Source organism: Streptomyces sp. NPDC056222 (assembly GCF_042264065.1).
Taxonomy (GTDB): domain Bacteria; phylum Actinomycetota; class Actinomycetes; order Streptomycetales; family Streptomycetaceae; genus Streptomyces.
Genome location: NZ_JBHJTL010000004.1, coordinates 66789 through 87138 on the forward strand (window position 1 = coordinate 66789; position 20350 = coordinate 87138).

Genomic DNA, 20350 nt, shown 5'->3' on the forward strand with positions numbered 1-20350 from the left:
CTCGCGGTCGTCCCGCGGTGCCGACTCGGCGGACGACGTCCCAGCAGGTCAGCGCCTGGGACGTCCCGGGACGACGCCACTTCCACGTCAACTGTGGCCAGACATCGCACCGAACCCGCAGTCTCGTGGCGGAGCCGGCCGGTGCGGTCGGCCCAGAACATCGCACATCAACGGAGGAACCTCATGCGAGCTCTCACCAAGGCAGTTGTCGGCGTCACCGCTGCCGCCGGGATCGCCGCCGGCGGGCTGGCTACCGCGGGCACGGCCATGGCAGCTCCCGCGCCTGCCCAGCAGCAGACAGCGAGCATCGAGGTCGCGCCGCTCGCGGTGAACAACCTGGGTCTGACCCAGGCGCAGGCCAAGAACGTCCAGCGCTGGCTGGCGACGCACTGCGACTACAACGGTGCGATCGACGGGTACCTCGGCACCAGCAGCTGGAAGGCGTTCCAGCGCTGCCTGGACAAGCACCATGGCTACAACGACGAGATCGACGGCATCGTCGGCCCCAACACGATCAAGGCGCTGCAGCGCCTGCTGCAGAAGAACGGCTACTACAACGGCGCCATCGACGGTATCGCCGGCAGCGGGACCGAGGCCGCGTTCAAGCTGTGGGCCACCAAGGTCTGACGAACCAGCCGTCCCACGAACCCACCGCCAGGCGATTCTCCACCTGCTCGGGCGTCTCAGCGGATCAGCCAGGAGCGAGCAGAGATCTGATGCCTGCCGATACCCGCCCGGGCCAGTCGTCAGCCGTATCGTTGCCGGCTGTCGGCCATCTCCCGGGGTTCGGACCGGCTTTGGGTCGCCCAAGAAGGCAACCTTCCTGTCGCCGGCGGGTGGGTCGTAGGCGGCCCCGGGCATCGCGGCCCATGACGGGCCGCTTCCAAAGCCGATCAACCTGGCCTGCTCTGCCCGCTCTCAAGGAGATCGCTCTGAGGAAGAACACCTTGCGGTGGCTGATACCGGCCATCGTTTCCGTGCTGGCCGTGCCTTTGTCGGGCGGCTGCGCCATCGACAAGGGCACGGCGCTCGCCGCGGATTTCGAGGAAGACTGGGCCGGCACGGCGAACGTGGCGAGAATCCACACCACCAAGAACAACACGCTGCCCTTCAGCGGGACGGCGACCGGGGTGCTGGTCCTTGAGGAGGACACGCCGGCCGACGTCGTGTCCGAACGGACGAACGAGTTGAGGGGTTACGTTGCCCGTCACGCCAACGTCACCGGCCGGATCACGGCGGACGGCATCACGTTCACCGTCGTAGCCGACGAGGAACGCACCCGCGAAGTGCTCACGCTTTGGCAGTCGTTGGCTGCGGATGATCAGGTGGTGAACGGCGACGTCGACGACGTGTCCCGGAAGGAGACCGACGGCTGGCGGGCCAAAGTCACCGCAGTCGATGCCACCGGCGCAATGGCGGTGTTCAACGACATGGTCTCCGACGGCGGCCGGCACGGGCCTCTCCCGGGCACTTCGTCATTGAAGGTCGGCACGGGGCGAGGCATGGAACCGGGGCTCTCCATCGGGACCGGCATCGACGGCAGCCTCCCGACCGAAGCAATCGCAGCGTACGAGGCGGTGGTCGCTCAGTACCCGGTCGTGAGCGCGGGCCTTCAACATGACCGTGTGAGCATCGTCGTGGCGAAGGGCGTGGACCAGGTCCGTGCGGGTGAACTCGCCAGGAGGGCGGCGCCGAACCTCGGCGCCGCCGTCAAGGTCAGGAGCGACGGCGGTGCCTGATCGCAGGCCGTACGAACCTGACGTTCCGTCTTCCTCCGATCTCGGTCCACACGCCAACGGCTCGCCGGCGCTCGCTGCGCGCCGGCCCGGTCGGTCGGCCCGGGCAGCACGCATGGATGGCTGCGGGCATTGCCGCGTCACTCGCCTTGGGCCGCCCCTTGCCCTTGCTACCGACCGTTGGACACAGACACACAAGAAGGAGCCCATCGGGTGACCAGTACTCTGGCCCTGCGAGCGCTGCGGCGGCTGAGGGCGACTCCTGGCGGGCAGCTCGACTGCCGGATCGACTTCTCCGACGGACCGGGTGCCTCGCGGCCGGTCGCCTACGTGGAACGCGACTTGCCGCCGGGCGGCGTGCCCGCCTACCTCACGGCACGTGAGAGCGGCGCCCGCGCCTTCGTCCTGTGGACGGATGAGCACCGACAGGCGCGGGTTGCCACCCTCGTCACCCTCACCGGAGGTCGACAGGCACTGTTCGAGGTACTCGGCCCGCGGGGAGAGCCACTCGGCAGAATCAGGCGCGACGGGGCGTTCAGCCGGGGCATACGCACACGCTGGACGGTGAGCCGCCCCGGCGCCCCCGACGCCGTGGGATACAAGGGCCGGCTCTTCTGGTGGTGCGTGTGGTGGCTCTGCACGCCACTACTGCCTTTCGTCCTCATCGCCCCGCTGCTGGGCGGCGGCATCGGCGGCGATTTCCCACGCGGGCCCCGCCGCATCAAGTGGCGCGCCGCCGGGCAGGTACCGCTGGAGTTCAGGTCGTCCGGCGACACGGTGCATTTGAACGCAGCCGACCTGGACTGGCGACTCGGTGCCGCTCTCGTAGCCCTGATCCCCTCGTTCGACAGCTGGATCGGGAATCCCTGGGACAGCAGGAAGGACTGACGTACATGGGCTGACGTGCCCGTGGCAGCGGCGGAGACGCGGATGAGGCTTCGTAGGGAGCGTGAGCGGGATCTCAGCTCCCGGGCTGGGGCACCAGGATGGCCATTCGCTTGCTTATGGAGGCCATCAAGGCCCTCCGCATCACAGCGATCAAAGCAGGGCGTGATGGGCCTCGTCACGACCGAGGGGCCGGGTGCTCTTCGGTACGGGATCATAGAGGTCCCAGCACTTCTCGGGGCCCGGCTGCAAGCTCAAGGGTTTCGAGCACAGTGAGCAGTTGCCGCTCCTCGTAGCGGAAGTGACTCTCCATGACTGCGGCGATGCCTTCGAGGTGGTGGTCAAGCTCCTCGGGCGGCGCGGCCCGGTCGACCGCAGCACGGAGGCTGCCGAGCAGGTGGGCAATCATCGAGTGATCCTGCTCGAGCAAGCGCAGCACCGGTCTGAGCTCCGGATGCGCAGCTGCGATGGCCGGAAACAGGGTGCGGTCCTCGCCCTGATGGTGGCCGTCGAGAGCCGCGCAGAAGCCATGGCAGTACAGCAGCAGTTCACGAGTGGCCGCCTCGCCGGGGGTGCCGTCGGCGAGGGAGGCGCGGGTCACGGACAGCGCTTCCCTGAGTTGGCTGTGAACCCGACGGAGTTCTTGGCTCCAGGCTATGAGCCTGGTCGTCTCGCGCTCAGTCACGCGAGAGCGAAGGGTGCGACAAATGCATCGTCGGCCTCCTTCGATCCGGCGCCTCCATGCCTGACACGGTCTGCCACCGGCACGCGACGCTTCCCACACACTACCGCGCCTTGTTGTCCCGTCGACACCACCGCCGTCCCACGGTGCGAGCGTGACCTGCTTGACGCCTGACTAGCGCCGTAGCGAGCTGCGGGAGCTGCGCCATTCCTTCTGCACCGGCAGCCATCACCTGCCCAGACCTTTCCGTCCGTCCGTCCGTCCGTCCGTCCGTCCAGTTCAGATGTCAGTCGTCTTCCAAGGCAGACGGCCCGGTGTGGGCGAGATCGAGGACGTACCGCTCGGGGGTGGGACATGCCGCCCAGGCTTGGGCGATGCTTTCGAGAGTCCAGTCGTCGTCGATCCGCTGCAGGATCTGCGCGTGGTAGTCGCCGGCGGCTTGGCGTCCAATCCACCAGGCGGTGCCTTGGTAGACGCCTGGATGGGGCAGGGTCATCTCTCCAGCAGGGCCGAGGGTGAGCTGGTTGACGACGAGGATGCCGGTTCCCGAGTCGATAGCGACGGATGTGTGACCTTCCGCATCGGCAGCCGGCGCAGGCGGGGTGGTGTCCCACAGACGGATGGTGATGTGAACGTGGATGTCCGGTTGCAAGGTGTGCAGGTAGAGGTGGTAACCGTTCCCGGCCACCACCCGGTGCCGGGATGCCTCGATGGCCTGCTCGTCCCCGAGGTAGGCATCTGCGTCGTAAACCTCCACGATGCGGTGGCAGGGGCGGGCGGAGACGCTGTACTCGGCGATGGGCTGCATGACGGCAAGCTCCTCGGGTCAAGGGCGCTTCATGCTGCCCAGGCGGTTGGCGTCGCCGGTATGGTCGCCGACCCTCTACGGGGAAACCCGGTCGCCGTCGCACTCCACGTCTCCCGGCATCGGGGATGGCGGGACAGCTACGAGAAGCTGATCAGTGTCCAGTACGTGGAGCCGGCACGTGGCTGGGGAGTGCGGGCCGATTCCCGGGGCTCATGACGGCGCCTCCGGGCACTGTACGCGGATGGCAAGAGGAACTGGAAGTGAGGAAGAAGCGCACACCTCTTCCCCGGTTCCTAGCACTCGGCAACACCCTCGGCGCCAAAGGTTGCGACGTAGGTGTAGCCACCGGCGGCGACGAAGCCACCGACGCTTCCGGTGATTGCCCCGAAGATTCCGGCCGCACTGCGGCCGAGCCGTAGTTGATTGCCGCGGCCCTGCGATTTGCTCAGCTTCACGTAGCCGTACCAGCCGAGGGCGACGCCTCGCTTCACCCTCGTGGGCCCCGGCTTACGTGTAGCCCTGCGCGGCCGGATTGAAGTAGTGCGTCGCCCCGGCCATCGGTGCTGACGACCGACGCAGAGCACTCACGCTGCGCGGCCGGCCGTCGGCGCCACGGCAGGCCAAAGTGATTCCAGCGAGCACAAATTCACAAGTCGACTTAGAGGTCGTCTCGTTTGGTTCTCCAGGCAACTTGGTGGGTGCCTGCGACTGTCGTGGCGGCAGGGTTACATGCCGCCGTCTGGCCCGCTCCACGGCTCTTGCCGTTCGTCGGTGGTCATCGGAAGACGGCGCAGCTGTACCGGGCCGGGGTAGAAGGCGGAGGTGTTGGGGCCGGCCATGTCTTCGCCGATGAGATAGCGGTAGAGCCATTCGGCGAAGCTCATGTCGTACCGTGCCCAGCCGCCTTCGCCGTCTTCGGCCAGGAGCCAAGGGGCCGTGGCGTTCGCAGCGACGAGGAAGATCGTCTCGCCTCGGTCTGTGCCCGCGATCGGCCACAGTCCGTCGCGGGTGCCGAAGCTCAACTCCGTGAGTCCGAACAGCAGCCGAGGGTCCTCGTCCGGGTCGAGGCCGTCCCAGGACACCTCGGACCAGGCACGGACCGTGTCCCGTATGTCCTGGCCCAGATTCCAGCGTTCGGTCGATGGGTGGTGCAGGTACAGGTGGCCGTTGAGCTGGATGGGAGCGTATGCGTCCACGAGGGTCTGGTAGTCGGTCGGCAGCCGGATGTCGAGTTCTGCGTGGAGCTGGTCCCAGGCGGCGGGGTCCGCGTAGCGGTTCTGGGCAGGGCCGAGCATCGCCATGGCGGCGGCCAGGTAGTCGGTCATGGCGTTCCTCGCTGGTGTGTGCCGTCTGTTGCAGCAGGTAGGCCCCTCGATTGGGGGCATTCGATTACGGGATGGATCATCCCAGCTCGAAGGGCTCGCCTGTCATGTCGCCGTGCAGCTTGGCCGGTCGCCGGCGGCGCGGCCCGCGGCGGGACCGGATGGGCGGGATGCCCCGCCGGAGAGGCTCCAGACCCTGGCTGTCGTGGGTGTTCGCAGCCGAGATCCCGATGGAGAGGGGCAGACCGGTCCGCTCCGTGATCAAGTGGATCGTTGATCCCTTCTTGCCGCGATCTACAGGATTCGGACCCGTCAGGTCCCCCCTTTGAGGGCCCGCATGTTCACCCAGTCGATCGCACACCGCGACCAGTCCAGTCCGCCGCGTGCGCCGAGTTCGTCAAGGACCAGACGATGGAGCTCGCCCCATACTCGGGCCTGACTCCACTCGGTGAAGCGGCGGTGCGCGGTCGGTCCGGACGGGCCGAAGCCCGGCGGCAGTTGCCGCCACCTGCAGCCGGTAGTGGCCACGAACACGATGGCAGCCAGCACCTGCAGGTCCCGATACCGGCGCCGTCCCCCTCCCTGCGGCCGCACCGGCGCCGCCGGAACCACCCGCTGGAACAACTCCCACAACCCATCTGGAACCAGACGCTCCACCATCGCCATCACGACAGTCAGCTTAGTGATCAGGCCAGTTGAGGCGATGTCTTAGAGGTTGCCTCATCGGGTGCCAGTCAGGTCCCTGGACACGAGTCGGGCGAGCTTGTGCAACCGCTGGTAGTACCGGGCTCCTGCAGGATCGTCGATCTCGGGAGTGACTTGATCCAGGTCCTCGAGGCAGCTCTGCAGGATGCGGCTGTTCTCCAAGTCGAGAGTGCCGTCGCTGTCCAGCCACGCAACAACGCAGCCAGCGGTGTACAAGTCAAGCAACCACAAGTCTGCGTCTCCGCCCTTGGTACCCCGTAGGCTGGCGGGAAAGGGCGCATTTCGGTGTTCATTCCAGAGACGAACTGCGTGCGTCCTCTGTTCAGATGATTCGCTCACCTGCACCATGTTGCCGCAGGCGCTGCGCCGAGCCGGCCTTCACGTCTTCAGGCGGCGGTAGCAGATGAGGCTGCAGGCCATAACCCTTGTCGGCGTGGAGCTTGGCGGGGCGGCGGCGGCACGGGCCTCGGCTAGATCGGATCGGCACGACATGGTTCCAAAACACTCTGCATTCCGGCCCCTTGAAAGAATGAAGAACAACTTCACCCTGGCCATCGTCTTCGGAGCGATGGGCATGTCACGGCCTGGGTGGTGGCCTTCCCTGGAGGCGGGCGTCGATGGCGCTACCCCAGCTGAATGATCCACAGTGCGGGCATCAGGGCAGGTGCCGGTCAGGAGGGGGCGGAGCCATCATCTCCGGCCTCCCGTTGACGCCGGTAGTGGCGGGCTGCTCGGGCGCGGTTTCCGCACGACGGTTTGCACCATTCCTGCCGCCCGTGGCTCTTGACGAAGTAGCGCACGCAGCGTGGCGCGGAGCAGGCACGCAGTTGCGTGTACTGCGGGCCACTCAGGAAGTCGATGGCGGCGCGGGCCAGGGCTGCCACAAGCCGAATCTTTGGATCGCTCTCCGCCGACAGTAGACGGGTCGTGGGGCCGCCGGCGTCCGGTAGCCAGTCCATCTGCGGGACGACCGTTTCACGGGCGGCAACCGTGTTGAGGTGGGCCAATGCCTGGTCGGCCGGCATCAGTTGACGGGCGTCCGCCGAGCTGGGGGCAGCGGGACTGACGGCACGCGCGAACAGGGCCCGGACAGCCCGCCTTAGTTCGATGACCTCAACCCTGAGGTCATCGTCCGCTGCCATCTCCCCGGCCGGGACCCGACCGGTCAGCAGGTCGGCCTGCGCGTGAATCCAGCGGGTTGCTCCGTGTGCTGTGGCGAGGTCGTCGGTGACGCCACCGTCCCCATCGTGGCGGATCGTGCTCGCCAGTTCCAGTGCCAGCCAGCGCTCCATCAGCGTCTCTCTTCCCACCTTGTCGTCGACCACTTGATCACATTCCCACGCACAGCCTAGAGTCTCTAACGGAAAAATGAGAACTTCCATTAGACAATGAGGTGGGTGACGGTTCCGCCTCGTGTGAACCGGCGGCCGGCAGCCGCCACGGGAGGGGACAGAGAATGACGGTGCTGCTTGCCCAGATCAGTGACCTGCACCTGGACGGCAGCGAGAGGGCCGCGCGGCGCGCCAGACGAGTCATGGACTACCTGCGGGCCCTGCCACGTCCGGTCGATGCACTACTGGTCACCGGGGACATCGCCGATCACGGCGAGGAAGCCGAATACGAGGAAGCGGCCCGTATTCTGACGGCCTCCTTCCCGGTGCTCACCTGCCCCGGCAACCACGACGCGCGTCCGGCCTACCGCAAGGCCCTGCTCGGAGAGGCACCCGACCAGGGCCCGGTCAACCGGCTCCACCACATCGCCGGGACCGCCATCCTGATGTGCGACTCCACCATCCCCGGCCGCGACGAGGGGCGTCTCGACAACGAGACGCTCGACTGGATCGACACCCAACTCACCGGGCTACCGCAAGACACCCCGGCGCTGATCGCTTTCCACCAGCCCCCGGTCGAACTGCACCATCCCCTGCCCGACTCCGGAATGCTCGAACAGCCCGGGGAACTGGCCGCCCTTCTGGAGGCACACCCGCAGGTTGTGGCCGTCCTGACCGGACATGCCCACACTGCAGCCGCCTCGACCTTCGCCGTCCGCCCCCTGATCGTCGGGCCGGCCGTAACCTGGACCCTGCGCATGCCTTGGGAAGGCGACCGCCCCGCGGACCGCGACCAACCGCCCGGCCTCGCCTTCCACATCCTGGGCAACGACCAGCGCCTGACCACCCATTACCGCGTCGTGCTCTGACCCCGCCTGCCCGCCCCCAGAGACATCATGTCCGCACCTGAGCCATCCTCGGGATCATGGCGGCGGCCCTTCCCCTGGTCGACACGCCCGGCGCCGTCCCGACCCTTCCGGTCCAGCACGCGACCGACAACGGCCGCCGCCAGGCCACTTCCGCCAGCCTCGGCACAGGCGTCGGCCTTTACATTCACGCCATCTTCGGCATGCCGTGACCGCGTCGAAGGATCCACCGACTGCGGCATGTGCGTGCGCAAGTCCGCCCACATCGACATCGACATCGACACCGGCACCGGCGATCACGTGTCAGGCGTCTGAGGGACCAGCGCGATCGCCACAAGCCCCACGGGCATGCCCGCTCCAATTACCCACGCAATGGTGCACCCCCCCCCGCTCCGTTCCGACCGCACGATGCCCACGTTGTCGCTGGGCGCAGGAGTACTGACCATGCCGGTCCAGCAGTGTGGAGATTTCCTGGCAGGTCAAGGTGAGGTACGGGGCCAACCGGGCGTCGCTGGCCATCGGGTGCCCCGTCACCTGACCGCCCACCCCGGCAATCGTTGCCGGTCGTACCTCTCCAGGACTTGTCCGGGCGATCAAGCGTTCAGCAGTCATCGGGTTCAGCAGAGTCGGCTGCTGCTGATACGCACGACGTCGCGTGTCAGGGTGGCCGTCATGGATTGGCAGTCTGAGAGCCCGGAACTCTGGGCGTTCCTGGAGTCACTGCACCGCGGCGAGATCCTTTCCGGCACCGTCGCGGCGATAGAACGGTTCGGGGTCTTCGTGGCCCTGGACGAGGGTCCCGGCCATCCGGCACTGCCTGGCGTCGGGTTCATCACCATTCCCAAGCTGTCCTGGCGGCGCATCGACGCTCCCACCGATGTCGTCGAGATCGGTCAGCGTGTCTCTTGCGAGTTCCTCCAGTTCGACACGTACAACGCAGAGGCCAGGCTGTCCTTGCGCGCCCTTGAGCCCGACCCCTTCCAGGACTTCGCCGACCGCACTGTGGTGGGCCAGGAACTGCATGGGACGGTCGTCAGGGTTTTCCCCGCCGGCGTCTTCGTCGACCTTGAGGACGGGGTCGTGGGGCTGGTTCCTTTCCGAGAAGTGCACGGCCGGCCTGCGGCCGGTCCGCCGGAGAACCTCGAAGCCGGCGAGCAGATCGGCGTCGTCGTCACGGACATCGAGCGGCCGCATCGGCGGGTGTTCCTGTCCAGGACAGGGGACGCTCGGCGTGCGGGCGTGGTGCCGCCCAAGTGACTGCTCCAGTTCTGGGTCGCTGATGCGGACATGGGGCGGGGTGACCCGACTGGTGCCGAGTGGGAGTGCCTGCAACCGTTCCTGCCGGTCAGCAACGGGCGTTGTGGTCGGTCTCGGCCTCACTGAAAGCATGCCCGAGCGGGGTCGCGGTGGCGGTGCCCGGTTCGGGCAGGCGCACGCCTGGCTGGTAGTCGAAAGTTCTCGTGGTGCGTGTTGATGGCGTCGACGAGCTCGGGGCGCGTCCCCTGGCAATTCACTGAGTGGCGCGGGCACGGTCAGCACCGGCGATGCCACCACGCCAGCTCCGGATCTGCCATGGGCTCGTGGTGTGTTCGTCGAAGTAACACCTCGTCCAGGCACTCGACCTGCACCCTCAGTTCGGCAGCAGCCCTCGGCGGCAGCATGAACAGAGCCTCTTGCAGCTTGTCCCGCGCCCAGCCCTCGCCACAGCACGGGCAAGTGAACTCGGCCTCCCGCAGCCTCCACCGACGCTCGGTGCCGTGGAGGCGGACCGACCACACACTCAGCGCGACAGAAACGATCCCTGGCGCCAATCGGCCCCGCTCGAGTACGCGAACGGCTGCGTTCGCCGCCCCCGACAGGCCAGGAACATCGCGATAGCGCACCCAGGGTCTTCCTGGACCACGTTGATGCGGGCGAAGTGAAGCAGGCGTTCTACGAGGCACGGCCCCTTCGAGTATCAATCATGAACGTCATCCTCCCACAGCCAAGATCGGCCGGACAGAAGCTAGATGAAGATGCCCGTCAGGACCATGGCGACGCCGAGCGTGAGAGCGATGATCGTGCTCCGCCACAGCCATCTCGGCATGCTCTCGTGGTGCAGACGTGAGCGGACTACGTCCTCCTTGACGCCGACCTCAAAGCGGTCCGGGAACTGACTGTGCCGGACGATCGGACAAGTGACGCCTACCGTCATTTCAGGGGTGAGGCGCACATACCTCTTCTCCCGGACAGTGTTACCACCCGGCATCTCGAGCTCGAGCACGGCTTCGGCGCGGGTGTCGTCGTCGAATGGCCTCAGAGACACGATGAGCGCCTCGGCCGCTCTGCCGGCGTCCTCCAAGCTCTGGAGCCTCCGGGCTTTGGCGCGTTCACTGGGCACGGTGGATATGTACATGTAGGCGAGATAGAGGCAGACGCCGCCGAGGAGAACGAGGACGGCTTTGACGATCAGCATGCGCTGGCCAGTATGTCAGGGCGCAACGCTGACGAACCCTCCTGGCGATCACCCTTCCGGGAGGCCGACGCTGCCTGCCACCTCCGACCTGGCGCTGGTGACCTGGGCGCCACCTCGGCGAACCTTCCCGGTCAGTGCACTAGACCATGGTGAGAAGGTGATCCGCAGGGCCGTAGTCGATCTTCCAGTCGGCGTAGATCCCGCAGAGTCCGTCCTTGATGCACTGCAGGCCCACGGTCACCCAGCGGACCGGACCGTCGTCGCCGAGTGAGAACGCGACCGCGGCCTCGAACTCCTCGCTCCCGCAGGGGCAGCCGGCCGCACCGGGCTCCTCGTCCTGCCAGGACTCCTCGTCCCAGTACTCCTCGCTGTCGGCAATGAATGCACGGCTACCGCAGCCGGAACACTCCCGTTCCGCGCCGGACTCGTTGACCAGCACGAAGAACACGCGGCCGCCGCACCCCTCGCAGACGGAAGGCGCGATCTTCACCGGGCGGCCGTCGACCGCATCCCGCAGGGACGCCGCGAGCTCCGCGGGGACACTCTCGCCAACCTGATCATCAGCGTGCACGGGCACATCGTTCCCGACGCCCCGAACCCACACCCGACCAGCTTGACCACAGACATTAGCGAGACTCCGCCACTAATGATCTTGAAGTTCTCTGGCGCATCGCGCGGCCATACCTTGGCACTTCCCAGAACCCTTTCAGTGTGCACTCCTGTACGTCGACAGGATCTCGCTCGCCTCTTGAACATGGAGAGGGCGAGGAACGATCCCTCAGCTACGCGTTGCATGATGACCGGCATGAACACGGAAACATGCGACCCGACCGAGCTGGCCGCTCTCCGCGAGATCTTCGCGTCTCGCCCCGAGGCGGCGCCGCCGGCCGGCTGGGAGGCGGTGCGGTCCTTCGAGGCGGAGCACGGCATCGTGCTCCCGGAGCCGTACCGCACGTTCGTGGCGGAGATCTGCGACGGACTGCGCGCCGGGCCGCCCTACTACGGTCTGCTGCCCCTCGCTCAAACGCCCCCGGACTGGGGCTCGGACCGCCCTGAACGCCTGCTTGCCGAGCCCTTCCCGCTCACGGCGGCGTGGCTGTGGGAGGCGGACGGCGACGAGGAAGCGCTGTCGGTGCAGGAGTTCGAGGCCCGGACGGACCCGGTGTTCGACCACGGCTCGCTACTGCTGGGCACCGACGGCTGCGGCATGTACTGGCACTTGATCGTCATCGGCCCCCAGCGTGGTCACATCTGGCAGATCGCCGGCGAGGGCGCGATGCCCTTCGGCCCTCAGTCACCCGACGCCCTGATGCCCGGCATCCCCGGCTTCACAGGCTGGGCGACCCACTGGGCCCAGGGCCGCACGTGGTTCGCGGACGCCTAGGCTGTGTTGAGAAGTGGGTGACCTGCCGGGTTGGCCGTCCGGGCCAGTGGCGGGCGGCCAACCAGATGGTGAGGTCGAGGGCGATGGCATCGATGCTGGTCGCCGTGGTGATCTCGTGCTCGTTGCGGGTGGCGTCGCGGCGGACGATCTCGTAGCCGCCTTCGTCCAGGACGGCCACTGTGGCGAACCAGACGGGGTCGTCCTCGTCGGGCTGGACGACCACGAAAGTGTTGTCGGAGTCGTTGAGATCGCTGATCATCATGAACAACGCGTCTTCGGAAGGGTCGTCGATGCGGTCGCCGTTCTCGCTGCCGGCGCCGTAGCTCTGAGCCCCCATCATTGCCTCTCCCTCACCCCGTTCACCCTGGTCGCGGGCAGCATGGCATGTGGAGCCGACAGCTCGGGCCGGTCATAGCCATTCCTGTCTTCCGGCGCCGTTTGCGGTTGGCGGCCTTGTCGGCACGCTCCGGGATCGTGCAGCGGATTCCCCGTTTCCACAGGAAGACCCGGTTGGCTCGGGAGGAGTACGCCTTTGTCGCCTCGCACTGGCAGTGGACGGACACACCCGGCCGGCCGGGTCCAGTGCGGGGGAACTCGTATGCCCTCTTTCCAGTACGGCGGCGAACTGAGGGCCGCCGCCAAGCTGACCTGCGGTGATCAGCAAGGACGGCGGCCGTTGGCCTTGCTCGCAGGCCAGACGGATCTTGGTGGTGAAGCCTCCTTGGGAGCGGCCCAGGCCGTGGTCATCGGGCTCGGTGCGGGTTCCGTGCGGCGGTCCCCTATGGGCCCGTCCGTCGCTGCGGGCGCCCGCAGCGTGCTTATGGGTCCGGCAGATCGCGGAGTCGACGTCGGCCTCCCATGTGATCAGTCCTGCCGTTTCCCCCGGGCCTGAAGTCCTGTCAGCAACGCGGTCCGAGTGCCATCGCGTTTCCAGCGCCGGAAGAGCCATTAGACCGTCTGCCACGGCCCGTACCCCTGCGGCACATCCCGCCGCGGAGCGCCCGTCCGCACCCGCCACCGCATCCCGTCGATCAGCCTTCGTCGGCCGAGCGCCGGCCGCCCTGACACCGCGACCGGCAGCAACGGCTCCAGTAACGTCCACTGTCCGTAAGAAAGGTCCTCTCGCCCCACACCGAGATCATCACGATGCGAGATTGGGCAGGAGCCGACATCAAAACATGGCCTAGTACCAAGGGCGGGCTTCGTGCGTGGGCAGCGGACGTAGTTTCGACCAGCGTTCGAGCAGGCGGTCGGCCAGGGCGGAGCTGAGGCGGCCGACGGCGTGCAGGTGATCGTGGTCGCGGGTCATGTCGGCGACCACGCCCAGGCGGTGGACAAGCCGCTCACGGGCGGAGACGTAGCCCCACTTGAAGTCCTCGGCGGATACCCGGGCGAGCTGGTCGACCATCCCGCGGTGGGCTCGCTCGACGAGCGCGTCGCCCTGGATCAGCCAGCCTGCACACGCGTCGGCGAGGTCACCCGGCACGTCCTTCCCAGTGAGGCCGCGCCAGGTGGTCCGGTAGACGTCCTCAACCTCCGTGAGCGGGGCCGCGGTGACCGACATGGCACACCAGCAGGTGGGGAAGCCGATTCGGAAATAGGCGAGTTCGATCAGGCCGTTGCCGAGCGAGGCCCGCTCGAAGTCGACGAAGCGGACGCCGTCGGCGGTGCGCAGATCATTGCCGGGGCAGGGGTCGCCGTGCAGCAGCGCATGGTGCGGGGTGGGGTCCAACCGCTCCAGGAGACCGGCGAGTTCATCGGGAACCGTGAACGGTATCGGCACGTCGAGCGCCCTGGCCAGGGTGAGGAACGACTCCGCGTCGGTGGCCGTGGGCCCGGACCAGACCGGTAGTGCGTCCGCGTCGGCGGGCCCGGTCAGGGCGTGCAGCCGGGCGAGAGACTCGGCGTAGCCCGGCATCCAGTCGTCCGTCTTGCCGAGGTCGTCCACGTGCTCGAGGACCATCACCCGCGAGGGCAGGTCCGTGGCGAGCACCGCGGGGGCCACGGCGGGCCCGGAGGCCCGCCCCGCCAGGCGCAGCCCGGCGACCTCCCACGCGAAGCGCGTTTTCGCGTCGGCGCCCGTGTCCCCGCCGTCGGTGATTTGCTTGACGATCACCAGCCGTCGGTCGGCCAGCCGCACCCGCCACACCCGTGACCGCGGACTGCTGTCCAGGAGTTTGGCCTGCTTGGGCGTGCCCACTTTGCAGAGCAGGGCCTCATTGAACGGAACACGGCTCAGCATGCCGACGAGCGTAGCCTCAGCTTCGCACGCGCGAGAGAGCGAGCGTCTGGCCCCGCCGGAGTTCTGCTATGGCCGGTTCTAGAAGTAGCGTCGTCCGCCCGAAGGGTGGGGTGGGCAGGGTTTCAAAACGCGCCCTGGGGCCTGTTCGATTCGCGCGTCACCGTGCACCGCAGCTCCTGAGGGAGGCGGGCGGGTCGCCCCCTCACAGAGCAACAGCACCCGCTCCCCCATCGACAGCGCCCGGGTGCGGCGACTGTCGATAGAGCCGTGCGAGTGACGACCCTCGGCGAAAGCATGCGCTCGAGCCGCTGGCTTCTGCAGCCTGCTGTCGCCCCTGCGACGCGGCACCGACGCGGCGTTGTCAGTACCGCGTGCTGGAATACTCCTCGCCGCTAGAAACGTGATCTCAAAGGGGAAGAGGGCGATGTCCGGTACCTCTACGGCTCCGGCCGAACTGCGTCGCCTGATGGTCGAGTTGCTCGGCAAAGGCGGCGGCCTGACGAGCGAGGGTGTGGCGAGCGAGGGCGAGGCGATCGCGGCGGGCGAGCTCGACGACAGCCTGGCCGTCGCGCGGGTCCGGTCGACGCGCCCCGCCCGGAGCCTGGCCCGAGACTTCGGCGGCAGCCTGCTGCCGACGAGCGCCGCCACCATGCTGCTGAGTGAACTGACGGAGCGCCACCTCGCCGGGTCCGCAGCGCGCTGGCGCCGACTCCACGACGCCCTCGCCACTTCACCTCACACACTGCCGGAGCTGCTTGCCGCGCTGCCTGAGCCGACCGATACGGCGGAGCGGCTCCCGCCGAGGTCGGTCTGCGACACCATGGCGCTGTTGCTGGAGCAGGCAGCACCCGCACACGCGGCGGCCGCTCTCACCGCGCTACCGGAGCGGACAGTGGAGACGATCCTCGCGGGCGGGTCGCTGCCTGGTCCGTCGCTGGCCTCCGCCGTCGTTCTCCACGGCGACAGCCGGGCGCGTGCCGCGCTGGCCCGGCATCCCCGGATCGACGCGAGGGTCCTCAAGCAGCTGGTCGCCGCGGACGACCCGGAGGTGAGCGCGGCCGTCTACCGCAACAACCGCTGCACGCCTTCCCTGCGTCGCACGGTCGTCCACGCCCACGCGGAGGGCCGCGTTGCCCTGGAGCACGGGCTCAGGGCGGAGCTGCTGACGTCCGCCGGAGCTGCATCGCCCAGCCGGACCGCGCCCCTGCTCGTCAGCGGGGATCCGCCCCTGGTCGCCCGGGCGCTGGCCTTCGGGGTACGCAAGGTGGCGCAGCGCCACGCCCTGCTGCGAGTCCTGGAGTGCCAGGGCGCTGATGCCGTGCGTGGGATGCTCGCCGACCCCGCCGTCGCGCCGCATGTGCACCCGGAGATCCTCGCCGAGGTCGCCGACGCACTCGAAGGACCCCAGACCACGGTTCAGCTGCATGCCGGGGGCGAGCCGTACGGAGACCCCACCGCGCTGCCGCGACTCCTCGGCGTCACCCGTGGTACCAGCACCCTGCGCGACCTTCTCAACGAGCCGTACACACACGACTTCCGCGCGCTGGCTGCGGCCAACCGGACAACCCCCTTCATGCCGAAAGCGGCGGAGCAGATGGTCCGCCACGAGGATGCCACGGACGCCGAGCGCGCCGAGTTCCGGCTGACCCTGCTCAATGATCGATGGCGGGCCGGGGGCCGTATCGCCGGGAACATCACCCCGCCGAGCCGCCGTCTGGCCGAGGAGCAGTTGGACGACGCGGCTGCCGACTGGGCCGTCGGCGTGGTTGAGGCAGGTCTGCTCGACCCCGTGGAACTGGTGACGACGGCCCGGCCGGCAGCCCGCGCCGTGGAAGCGCTCCGCGCCGTGGCAGACCAGAACCTGGACGTTGGCGCGACCAAAAACATGCTCGCCGCGCTGTACGACGACCATCTGGCAGCCCATCCGCATGGCGTGGAAACCCTGCTGCGTAACCTTCGCGAATATCCGGGCACGCTGAGCGCGGCCGTCCGGGAGGCCGGAGCAGAGGCGGAACGGGGCGACGTCGTCGCCCAGCCAGAGCCCAGCGGCACGGACATGGGCAACGGCGGGCACCGCGCCAGCGCCCAGCTGCCGGTAGCCAGCCCACCCGTAGACGTTCGACGCGGCGCCGGGCCCACCTCGGCGGCACTAGCCGACCCCGTCGGCCCGTCCGCCACCCCCGACTCGGTTTCGGACCACGAAGAACCCCTCGGCGAGGCGCCTGTGCCCGCGCCCGCGCCCGCGCCCGCAACGACCATCCCTGAGGAATGGGACCCAGCACCGGTAGGCGAACAGGCGCGTGCCGCTCTCGGCGCGATCGACCTGCTGCGATCGCTGGCCGCGCCCGGCACCGCCCCACTGCCGGACGATGCGAGGATCCTGCGCCGGCTCTCCGCCCATGCCGTGGGCGACGTGCCTGGCCGACGCCACCCCGACTGGCTGCGCGAAGCCTGTCTCGCGCAAGGACTGACCGACCTGGCGCACCGGTGCGCCGCCCCCACACGGGCGCAGGCCTTGGCCGGGATCGCGGAAACGCCCGAGGCCGGACCCCTCGCCCGCATCGCCGAACGGGCCTACCTGCACGGCATCTTGCAGGCCGACGACCTGCTGCACCACCTCCCGGCCGCCCACCTGCTGCTCCTGCCCCACGACTGGCGCGACCTGGCCTTTCCCACAGCCTGGAGGCGCTCCCTCGCCACGCTCCTGGAGCGCGAACTCGGAACGGACGCGGGCGCCTGGCTGCGGCTCGCCGCCGTCGCCCGGCGGTCGATGTCGGAGGCAAGCGGCGACAAGCTCGGTCGTCGCTCCACCCCCACCTGGCCCGAACTACTCAACCAGTCCCAGTGCGACCCCCAATCCGCCGCCGACACGCTGGAAGTGGCGCGCACGCCCGTCGGCAGTGCCTCGACGTTCGTCGCCACAGACCCACCCACCTCGCCTGAGTCGGCAGTTCGCCTGCTCGCCCGTGGTAACCATCTGTGGGCGTGGCCACTGGGAACGCTGCTGTGCGAGGCACCGCCCGACGCTCTGGCCGCGGTGATGTCCCGCATCGGCCCCGACGGGCCCTGGATGCTGGCCGCGTTCCTCCTTCGGTCCCGCCCAACCGAGCGCACCCCCTTCGAATATCTGCTCCACCATCGCGACCGAGCGGCCCTGACGGTGCTCTCGGAGCAGTCCCGATGGCTCGACGACGCCGCCACGCACCGACTCCTCGACCTGGCCGACCCGGAGGTGGACCTGGCCGTGCTGCGCAACAACATCGACACGGCGCAGCACCGGCGGGTCGCCGCCCGCCCCGACGCGCTGACCTCACGCCTCGCCGCCGACCTGCGCACCGATCCGCTCGCCGAACTCCCCGGCGGGCGCACACCATGGCTCGAGTCGGCCGAACCGACTCTCATCGAGCTCGTCTTCGACAGGGCCGGCAAACACCTCACCTTGGCCCAGCAGCTCGTCGGCAGCCTCAACCTCCTGCGCCACGGCGGGCCTCGGCGACTGTCCGCGCTGGTCGGAAGCCGACAGCTCGGCGCCACCGCCACACGCCTGTGCCAGAAGGCCCTGGCGACCGACGACCCGGACTCGGTCCTCGCGGCCCGCGCCGCGAAGGAACTGGCGCCCGACCGCCTCGCGAAACGACTGCGCAAGGCGCGCACGCACACGCAGACCCGCGACATCCTCGACGACACCCCAGGCACCCCCTCGTGGGAGGCACTCGAGGCCGAGCACGCCAAAGAACCCATCCCCGGCTGGGAACACGTCGTCCGCCACCCCACGGCTCCGCATTCCTTCAAAACCCGCAACGCCGCGCACCTCCACCGGCTGTCAACGCTCGACGCTCCCCTGGGACGCGAACTGACCCTGGCCCGCGCCCGGCACGGCATCGGCAGCTACTCCCGCGGCCCCGTGGACGCCCTGCTGGACCGTCTACTGAGGACGGGCCAACTGACCGGCAGGGACCTCGTCCATGACGCCGCCCCAGCAGCGGTCGTACTGAGTTACCTGGGCCGCACCCGCCGCCGCGCGGATGACCCGGCAGAGGTGCACGTCGCCCTGGAAGAGGTCTCCCGACTTGTGAACGAGAAGCTCGGAACCGACACCTACGCATGGCGGGGCGTCTACACCCGTCTCACCGATCCCGCCGCCGGCCAGGCCCCGGCCTTCAGCACATCCAACTTGCTCTCCCCACCCCTGAAGGCAGCCGCCCCGCTCCGACCCATCTGACCGTTGGCGACCGGGACTCGCTGACGCACGCATTCTCGACTCCAATGGGGTGCGACCAGCAAGGACGCAACACTCTCCCGTACTACAGTCCCCACTCGTGACCGATGCCGCCCACCGCACAGTTGCGGATGACGACACGCTCTTGGCGAGGCTGCACTCCCTCGCCTGGGGTGCGGAGGGGGCACTCGGTTGGCTGCTGCTTCCTGGTGAAGCCGCCGGCGTCGGCCTCGATGAGGATGTCGAGCTTGACCAGGCGTTCCCCCTAGGCACGCGTGCCTTCGGTTGTTGAGGGTCCAGTGGCTTTCCTGCGGCGTGATGGTGGGCCGGCGATCGCCGAGTCCACGCTGACCAGGCTCAGATCGGCCTGGCCCTGGGCGGCGGCCTCGGCGATCACTGCTTGCATCAGGCGCTGGAAGATGCCTGAGCCGCCCAGATCCGGAAGCGGTCGGACGCGCTCTGTCAGGGCCCGAACTCGGCCGACAGGTCACGCCCGGGGCTGCCAGTCCGGAGACCACCACATCGCCGCGTTGAAGTGTTTCCACAGGCCAGGGATGGGGCCGGCTGCGGTAATCGGGAGATGGGACTCGATCAGGGACCACTGCTCGTCGGTGAGATCGCCTCGCGCCATGACTGATGGGCTGCCAAGACCGGCCCCCGCGCGCAGGCGATCTACCGAACTTGTGATCCGGACTCCAGACAGGACCTGGTCGCGCGGAGTTCGGCCGCCCACACCGGCAGTGCGCGGTCTCCCGCGACTGCGCCCTGCCCCCGTCGCCGACACCGTCACCGTCACCCCAGGGCAGGGCGGGCTGCGATCCGCCCTGTGGCTTGTTCGTGAAGCCTCAGGTGTCAGTCGAAGCAGCCGGTTTTCGCCCCGTCCGTCTCGGAGCCGACCTCTACCTCGAATCCGGAGCCCGAATCGAACTCCGGCCCGGCGTCGTAGTCGTACTCAACCTTCAGGTTGCCGGGCGTGGTGAACTGCACGGTCAGCAGGAGGGCTTCGCCGTCCCCGCCTTTGGTGAAGCACAGTCCCGCCGTTGTTTCGGGGGTGTTTGGATCTGAGGTGTCGTGCTGCAGCTGCCAGCCGTCCGCCTCGGCGGTGGTCCGGTAGAAGTCCACGACCGCCTGCCGGGAGCCGGGGAACGCGTAGACGCGCGCAGCGTACAGCCAGGCGTCGCCGGTGTCGTCGATGCAGCGCGAGTCAACCGATTCGAGCCCCTCCGGGGCGGTCGCTCCTCCGGGGGTGGAGTTCAGGATCGGCTGAGAGCGCAGGTCCTTCAGCCGCGCCGCCGTGTCGTCACATGTGTTGAACGGGGACAGCGCCGAGCAGCCGGTCAGACCAGCGGTCATCAGGGCGGTGGCCAGGAGCAATGCGACGGGAAGGTCGAGCGGCCGGACGGGGCGCGTCGGCAGCGGCATGGGGTCTCCCGGAGGTCGTGGAGGGTCGGAGGCTGGGGGTGGCGGGTCCGGAGATGAATCAGGAGGAGCTCGGGGACCGGACGCCGCGAGGGTGCGAAGGAGGGAACCGGCCGGTGGTGGCACGCGGGTGCCGGGGCACGCCCTCGAAAGGGCCTGCCCCGGCACCATCGGCCAGGTCAGCGAGTCAGCGGACGCAAGAGTCCCATGACCGCTGTGGGATCACTTCTCCAGGTACCCGTTGTTGTAGAGCCAGCTGCCGGCGGGGTACCCAATACTGGATCAGCCAGCCGCAG

The 20350-nt window shown here is 68.5% G+C and carries 19 protein-coding genes and 2 pseudogenes; 9 read left to right on the forward strand and 12 right to left on the reverse strand.

What is annotated here, in order from left to right:
• Window positions 1-183: 183 nt before the first annotated feature.
• The 3 genes from ACFC0D_RS03395 (at window position 184) to ACFC0D_RS03405 (ending at window position 2624) form a co-directional block, all read left to right on the forward strand.
• Window positions 184-627: a peptidoglycan-binding protein gene (locus ACFC0D_RS03395; RefSeq protein ID WP_376430778.1), complete on the forward strand. Its 444-nt coding sequence runs from the start codon at window positions 184-186 to the stop codon at window positions 625-627.
• Between the two features lie 242 nt (window positions 628-869).
• A complete protein-coding gene (locus ACFC0D_RS03400; RefSeq protein WP_376430779.1) occupies window positions 870-1739 on the forward strand; it encodes a hypothetical protein in 870 nt (289 codons plus the stop codon).
• Window positions 1740-1949: 210 nt separating this feature from the next.
• Window positions 1950-2624, forward strand: coding sequence for a hypothetical protein (locus ACFC0D_RS03405; protein WP_376430780.1), 675 nt, complete (start codon window positions 1950-1952; stop codon window positions 2622-2624).
• A 211-nt stretch (window positions 2625-2835) separates the two neighbouring features.
• Here the strand turns inward: ACFC0D_RS03405 and ACFC0D_RS03410 are convergent, their stop codons facing one another.
• From ACFC0D_RS03410 to ACFC0D_RS03435, 6 genes and pseudogenes are all read right to left on the reverse strand, one after another.
• Window positions 2836-3306 (reverse strand): hemerythrin domain-containing protein, encoded by a 471-nt coding sequence (locus ACFC0D_RS03410; protein WP_376430781.1) that lies wholly within the window; start codon window positions 3304-3306, stop codon window positions 2836-2838.
• Between the two features lie 283 nt (window positions 3307-3589).
• A complete protein-coding gene (locus ACFC0D_RS03415) occupies window positions 3590-4111 on the reverse strand; it encodes a hypothetical protein (RefSeq protein WP_376430782.1) in 522 nt (173 codons plus the stop codon).
• A 293-nt stretch (window positions 4112-4404) separates the two neighbouring features.
• The gene (locus ACFC0D_RS03420; protein ID WP_376430783.1) at window positions 4405-4566 is read right to left on the reverse strand and encodes a hypothetical protein; all 162 of its coding nucleotides are present in this window, start codon (window positions 4564-4566) and stop codon (window positions 4405-4407) included.
• Between the two features lie 270 nt (window positions 4567-4836).
• Window positions 4837-5436 carry an SMI1/KNR4 family protein gene (locus ACFC0D_RS03425; RefSeq protein ID WP_376430784.1) on the reverse strand — a complete coding sequence of 200 codons (600 nt, stop codon included), beginning with the start codon at window positions 5434-5436 and terminating at the stop codon, window positions 4837-4839.
• Window positions 5437-5542: 106 nt separating this feature from the next.
• Window positions 5543-6099 (reverse strand): annotated as a pseudogene (locus ACFC0D_RS03430) (IS5 family transposase); the annotation flags it as partial.
• Window positions 6100-6809: 710 nt separating this feature from the next.
• Window positions 6810-7430, reverse strand: coding sequence for a CGNR zinc finger domain-containing protein (locus tag ACFC0D_RS03435; protein ID WP_376430874.1), 621 nt, complete (start codon window positions 7428-7430; stop codon window positions 6810-6812).
• Window positions 7431-7594: 164 nt separating this feature from the next.
• On the opposite strand from ACFC0D_RS03435, the gene ACFC0D_RS03440 reads away from it, so the two are divergent.
• The 3 genes from ACFC0D_RS03440 to ACFC0D_RS03450 all read left to right on the forward strand — a co-directional run bounded on the left by ACFC0D_RS03440 (window position 7595) and on the right by ACFC0D_RS03450 (window position 9592).
• The gene (locus tag ACFC0D_RS03440) at window positions 7595-8338 is read left to right on the forward strand and encodes a metallophosphoesterase (RefSeq protein ID WP_376430785.1); all 744 of its coding nucleotides are present in this window, start codon (window positions 7595-7597) and stop codon (window positions 8336-8338) included.
• A gap of 56 nt (window positions 8339-8394) precedes the next feature.
• On the forward strand, window positions 8395-8547 hold the full coding sequence (locus ACFC0D_RS03445) for a hypothetical protein (RefSeq protein WP_376430786.1): 153 nt from the start codon (window positions 8395-8397) through the stop codon (window positions 8545-8547).
• Between the two features lie 460 nt (window positions 8548-9007).
• The gene (locus ACFC0D_RS03450; RefSeq protein WP_376430875.1) at window positions 9008-9592 is read left to right on the forward strand and encodes a S1 RNA-binding domain-containing protein; all 585 of its coding nucleotides are present in this window, start codon (window positions 9008-9010) and stop codon (window positions 9590-9592) included.
• A gap of 748 nt (window positions 9593-10340) precedes the next feature.
• Here ACFC0D_RS03450 and ACFC0D_RS03455 read toward each other — a convergent pair.
• Together ACFC0D_RS03455 and ACFC0D_RS03460 are read right to left on the reverse strand one after the other, a co-directional pair.
• The gene (locus ACFC0D_RS03455; RefSeq protein WP_376430787.1) at window positions 10341-10790 is read right to left on the reverse strand and encodes a hypothetical protein; all 450 of its coding nucleotides are present in this window, start codon (window positions 10788-10790) and stop codon (window positions 10341-10343) included.
• 139 nt (window positions 10791-10929) lie between these two features.
• Window positions 10930-11361 (reverse strand): hypothetical protein, encoded by a 432-nt coding sequence (locus ACFC0D_RS03460; RefSeq protein WP_376430788.1) that lies wholly within the window; start codon window positions 11359-11361, stop codon window positions 10930-10932.
• Window positions 11362-11583: 222 nt separating this feature from the next.
• Here ACFC0D_RS03460 and ACFC0D_RS03465 point away from each other — a divergent pair, with 222 nt between their 5' ends.
• Window positions 11584-12174, forward strand: coding sequence for an SMI1/KNR4 family protein (locus tag ACFC0D_RS03465; protein ID WP_376430789.1), 591 nt, complete (start codon window positions 11584-11586; stop codon window positions 12172-12174).
• A 16-nt stretch (window positions 12175-12190) separates the two neighbouring features.
• Here ACFC0D_RS03465 and ACFC0D_RS03470 read toward each other — a convergent pair.
• From ACFC0D_RS03470 to ACFC0D_RS03480, 3 genes and pseudogenes are all read right to left on the reverse strand, one after another.
• Window positions 12191-12555, reverse strand: a pseudogene (locus ACFC0D_RS03470) (hypothetical protein); the annotation flags it as partial.
• Window positions 12556-13122: 567 nt separating this feature from the next.
• Window positions 13123-13305, reverse strand: a complete 183-nt coding sequence (locus tag ACFC0D_RS03475) for a transposase (protein WP_376430790.1) — start codon at window positions 13303-13305, stop codon at window positions 13123-13125.
• 52 nt (window positions 13306-13357) lie between these two features.
• Window positions 13358-14416: a phosphotransferase family protein gene (locus tag ACFC0D_RS03480; protein WP_376430791.1), complete on the reverse strand. Its 1059-nt coding sequence runs from the start codon at window positions 14414-14416 to the stop codon at window positions 13358-13360.
• 424 nt (window positions 14417-14840) lie between these two features.
• On the opposite strand from ACFC0D_RS03480, the gene ACFC0D_RS03485 reads away from it, so the two are divergent.
• Both ACFC0D_RS03485 and ACFC0D_RS03490 read left to right on the forward strand, forming a co-directional pair.
• Complete coding sequence (locus ACFC0D_RS03485) at window positions 14841-18638, forward strand: hypothetical protein (RefSeq protein WP_376430792.1); 3798 nt, start codon at window positions 14841-14843, stop codon at window positions 18636-18638.
• Between the two features lie 97 nt (window positions 18639-18735).
• Complete coding sequence (locus ACFC0D_RS03490; RefSeq protein WP_376430793.1) at window positions 18736-18927, forward strand: hypothetical protein; 192 nt, start codon at window positions 18736-18738, stop codon at window positions 18925-18927.
• A gap of 560 nt (window positions 18928-19487) precedes the next feature.
• Here ACFC0D_RS03490 and ACFC0D_RS03495 read toward each other — a convergent pair.
• A complete protein-coding gene (locus tag ACFC0D_RS03495) occupies window positions 19488-20057 on the reverse strand; it encodes a hypothetical protein (protein WP_376430794.1) in 570 nt (189 codons plus the stop codon).
• Window positions 20058-20350: the final 293 nt, after the last annotated feature.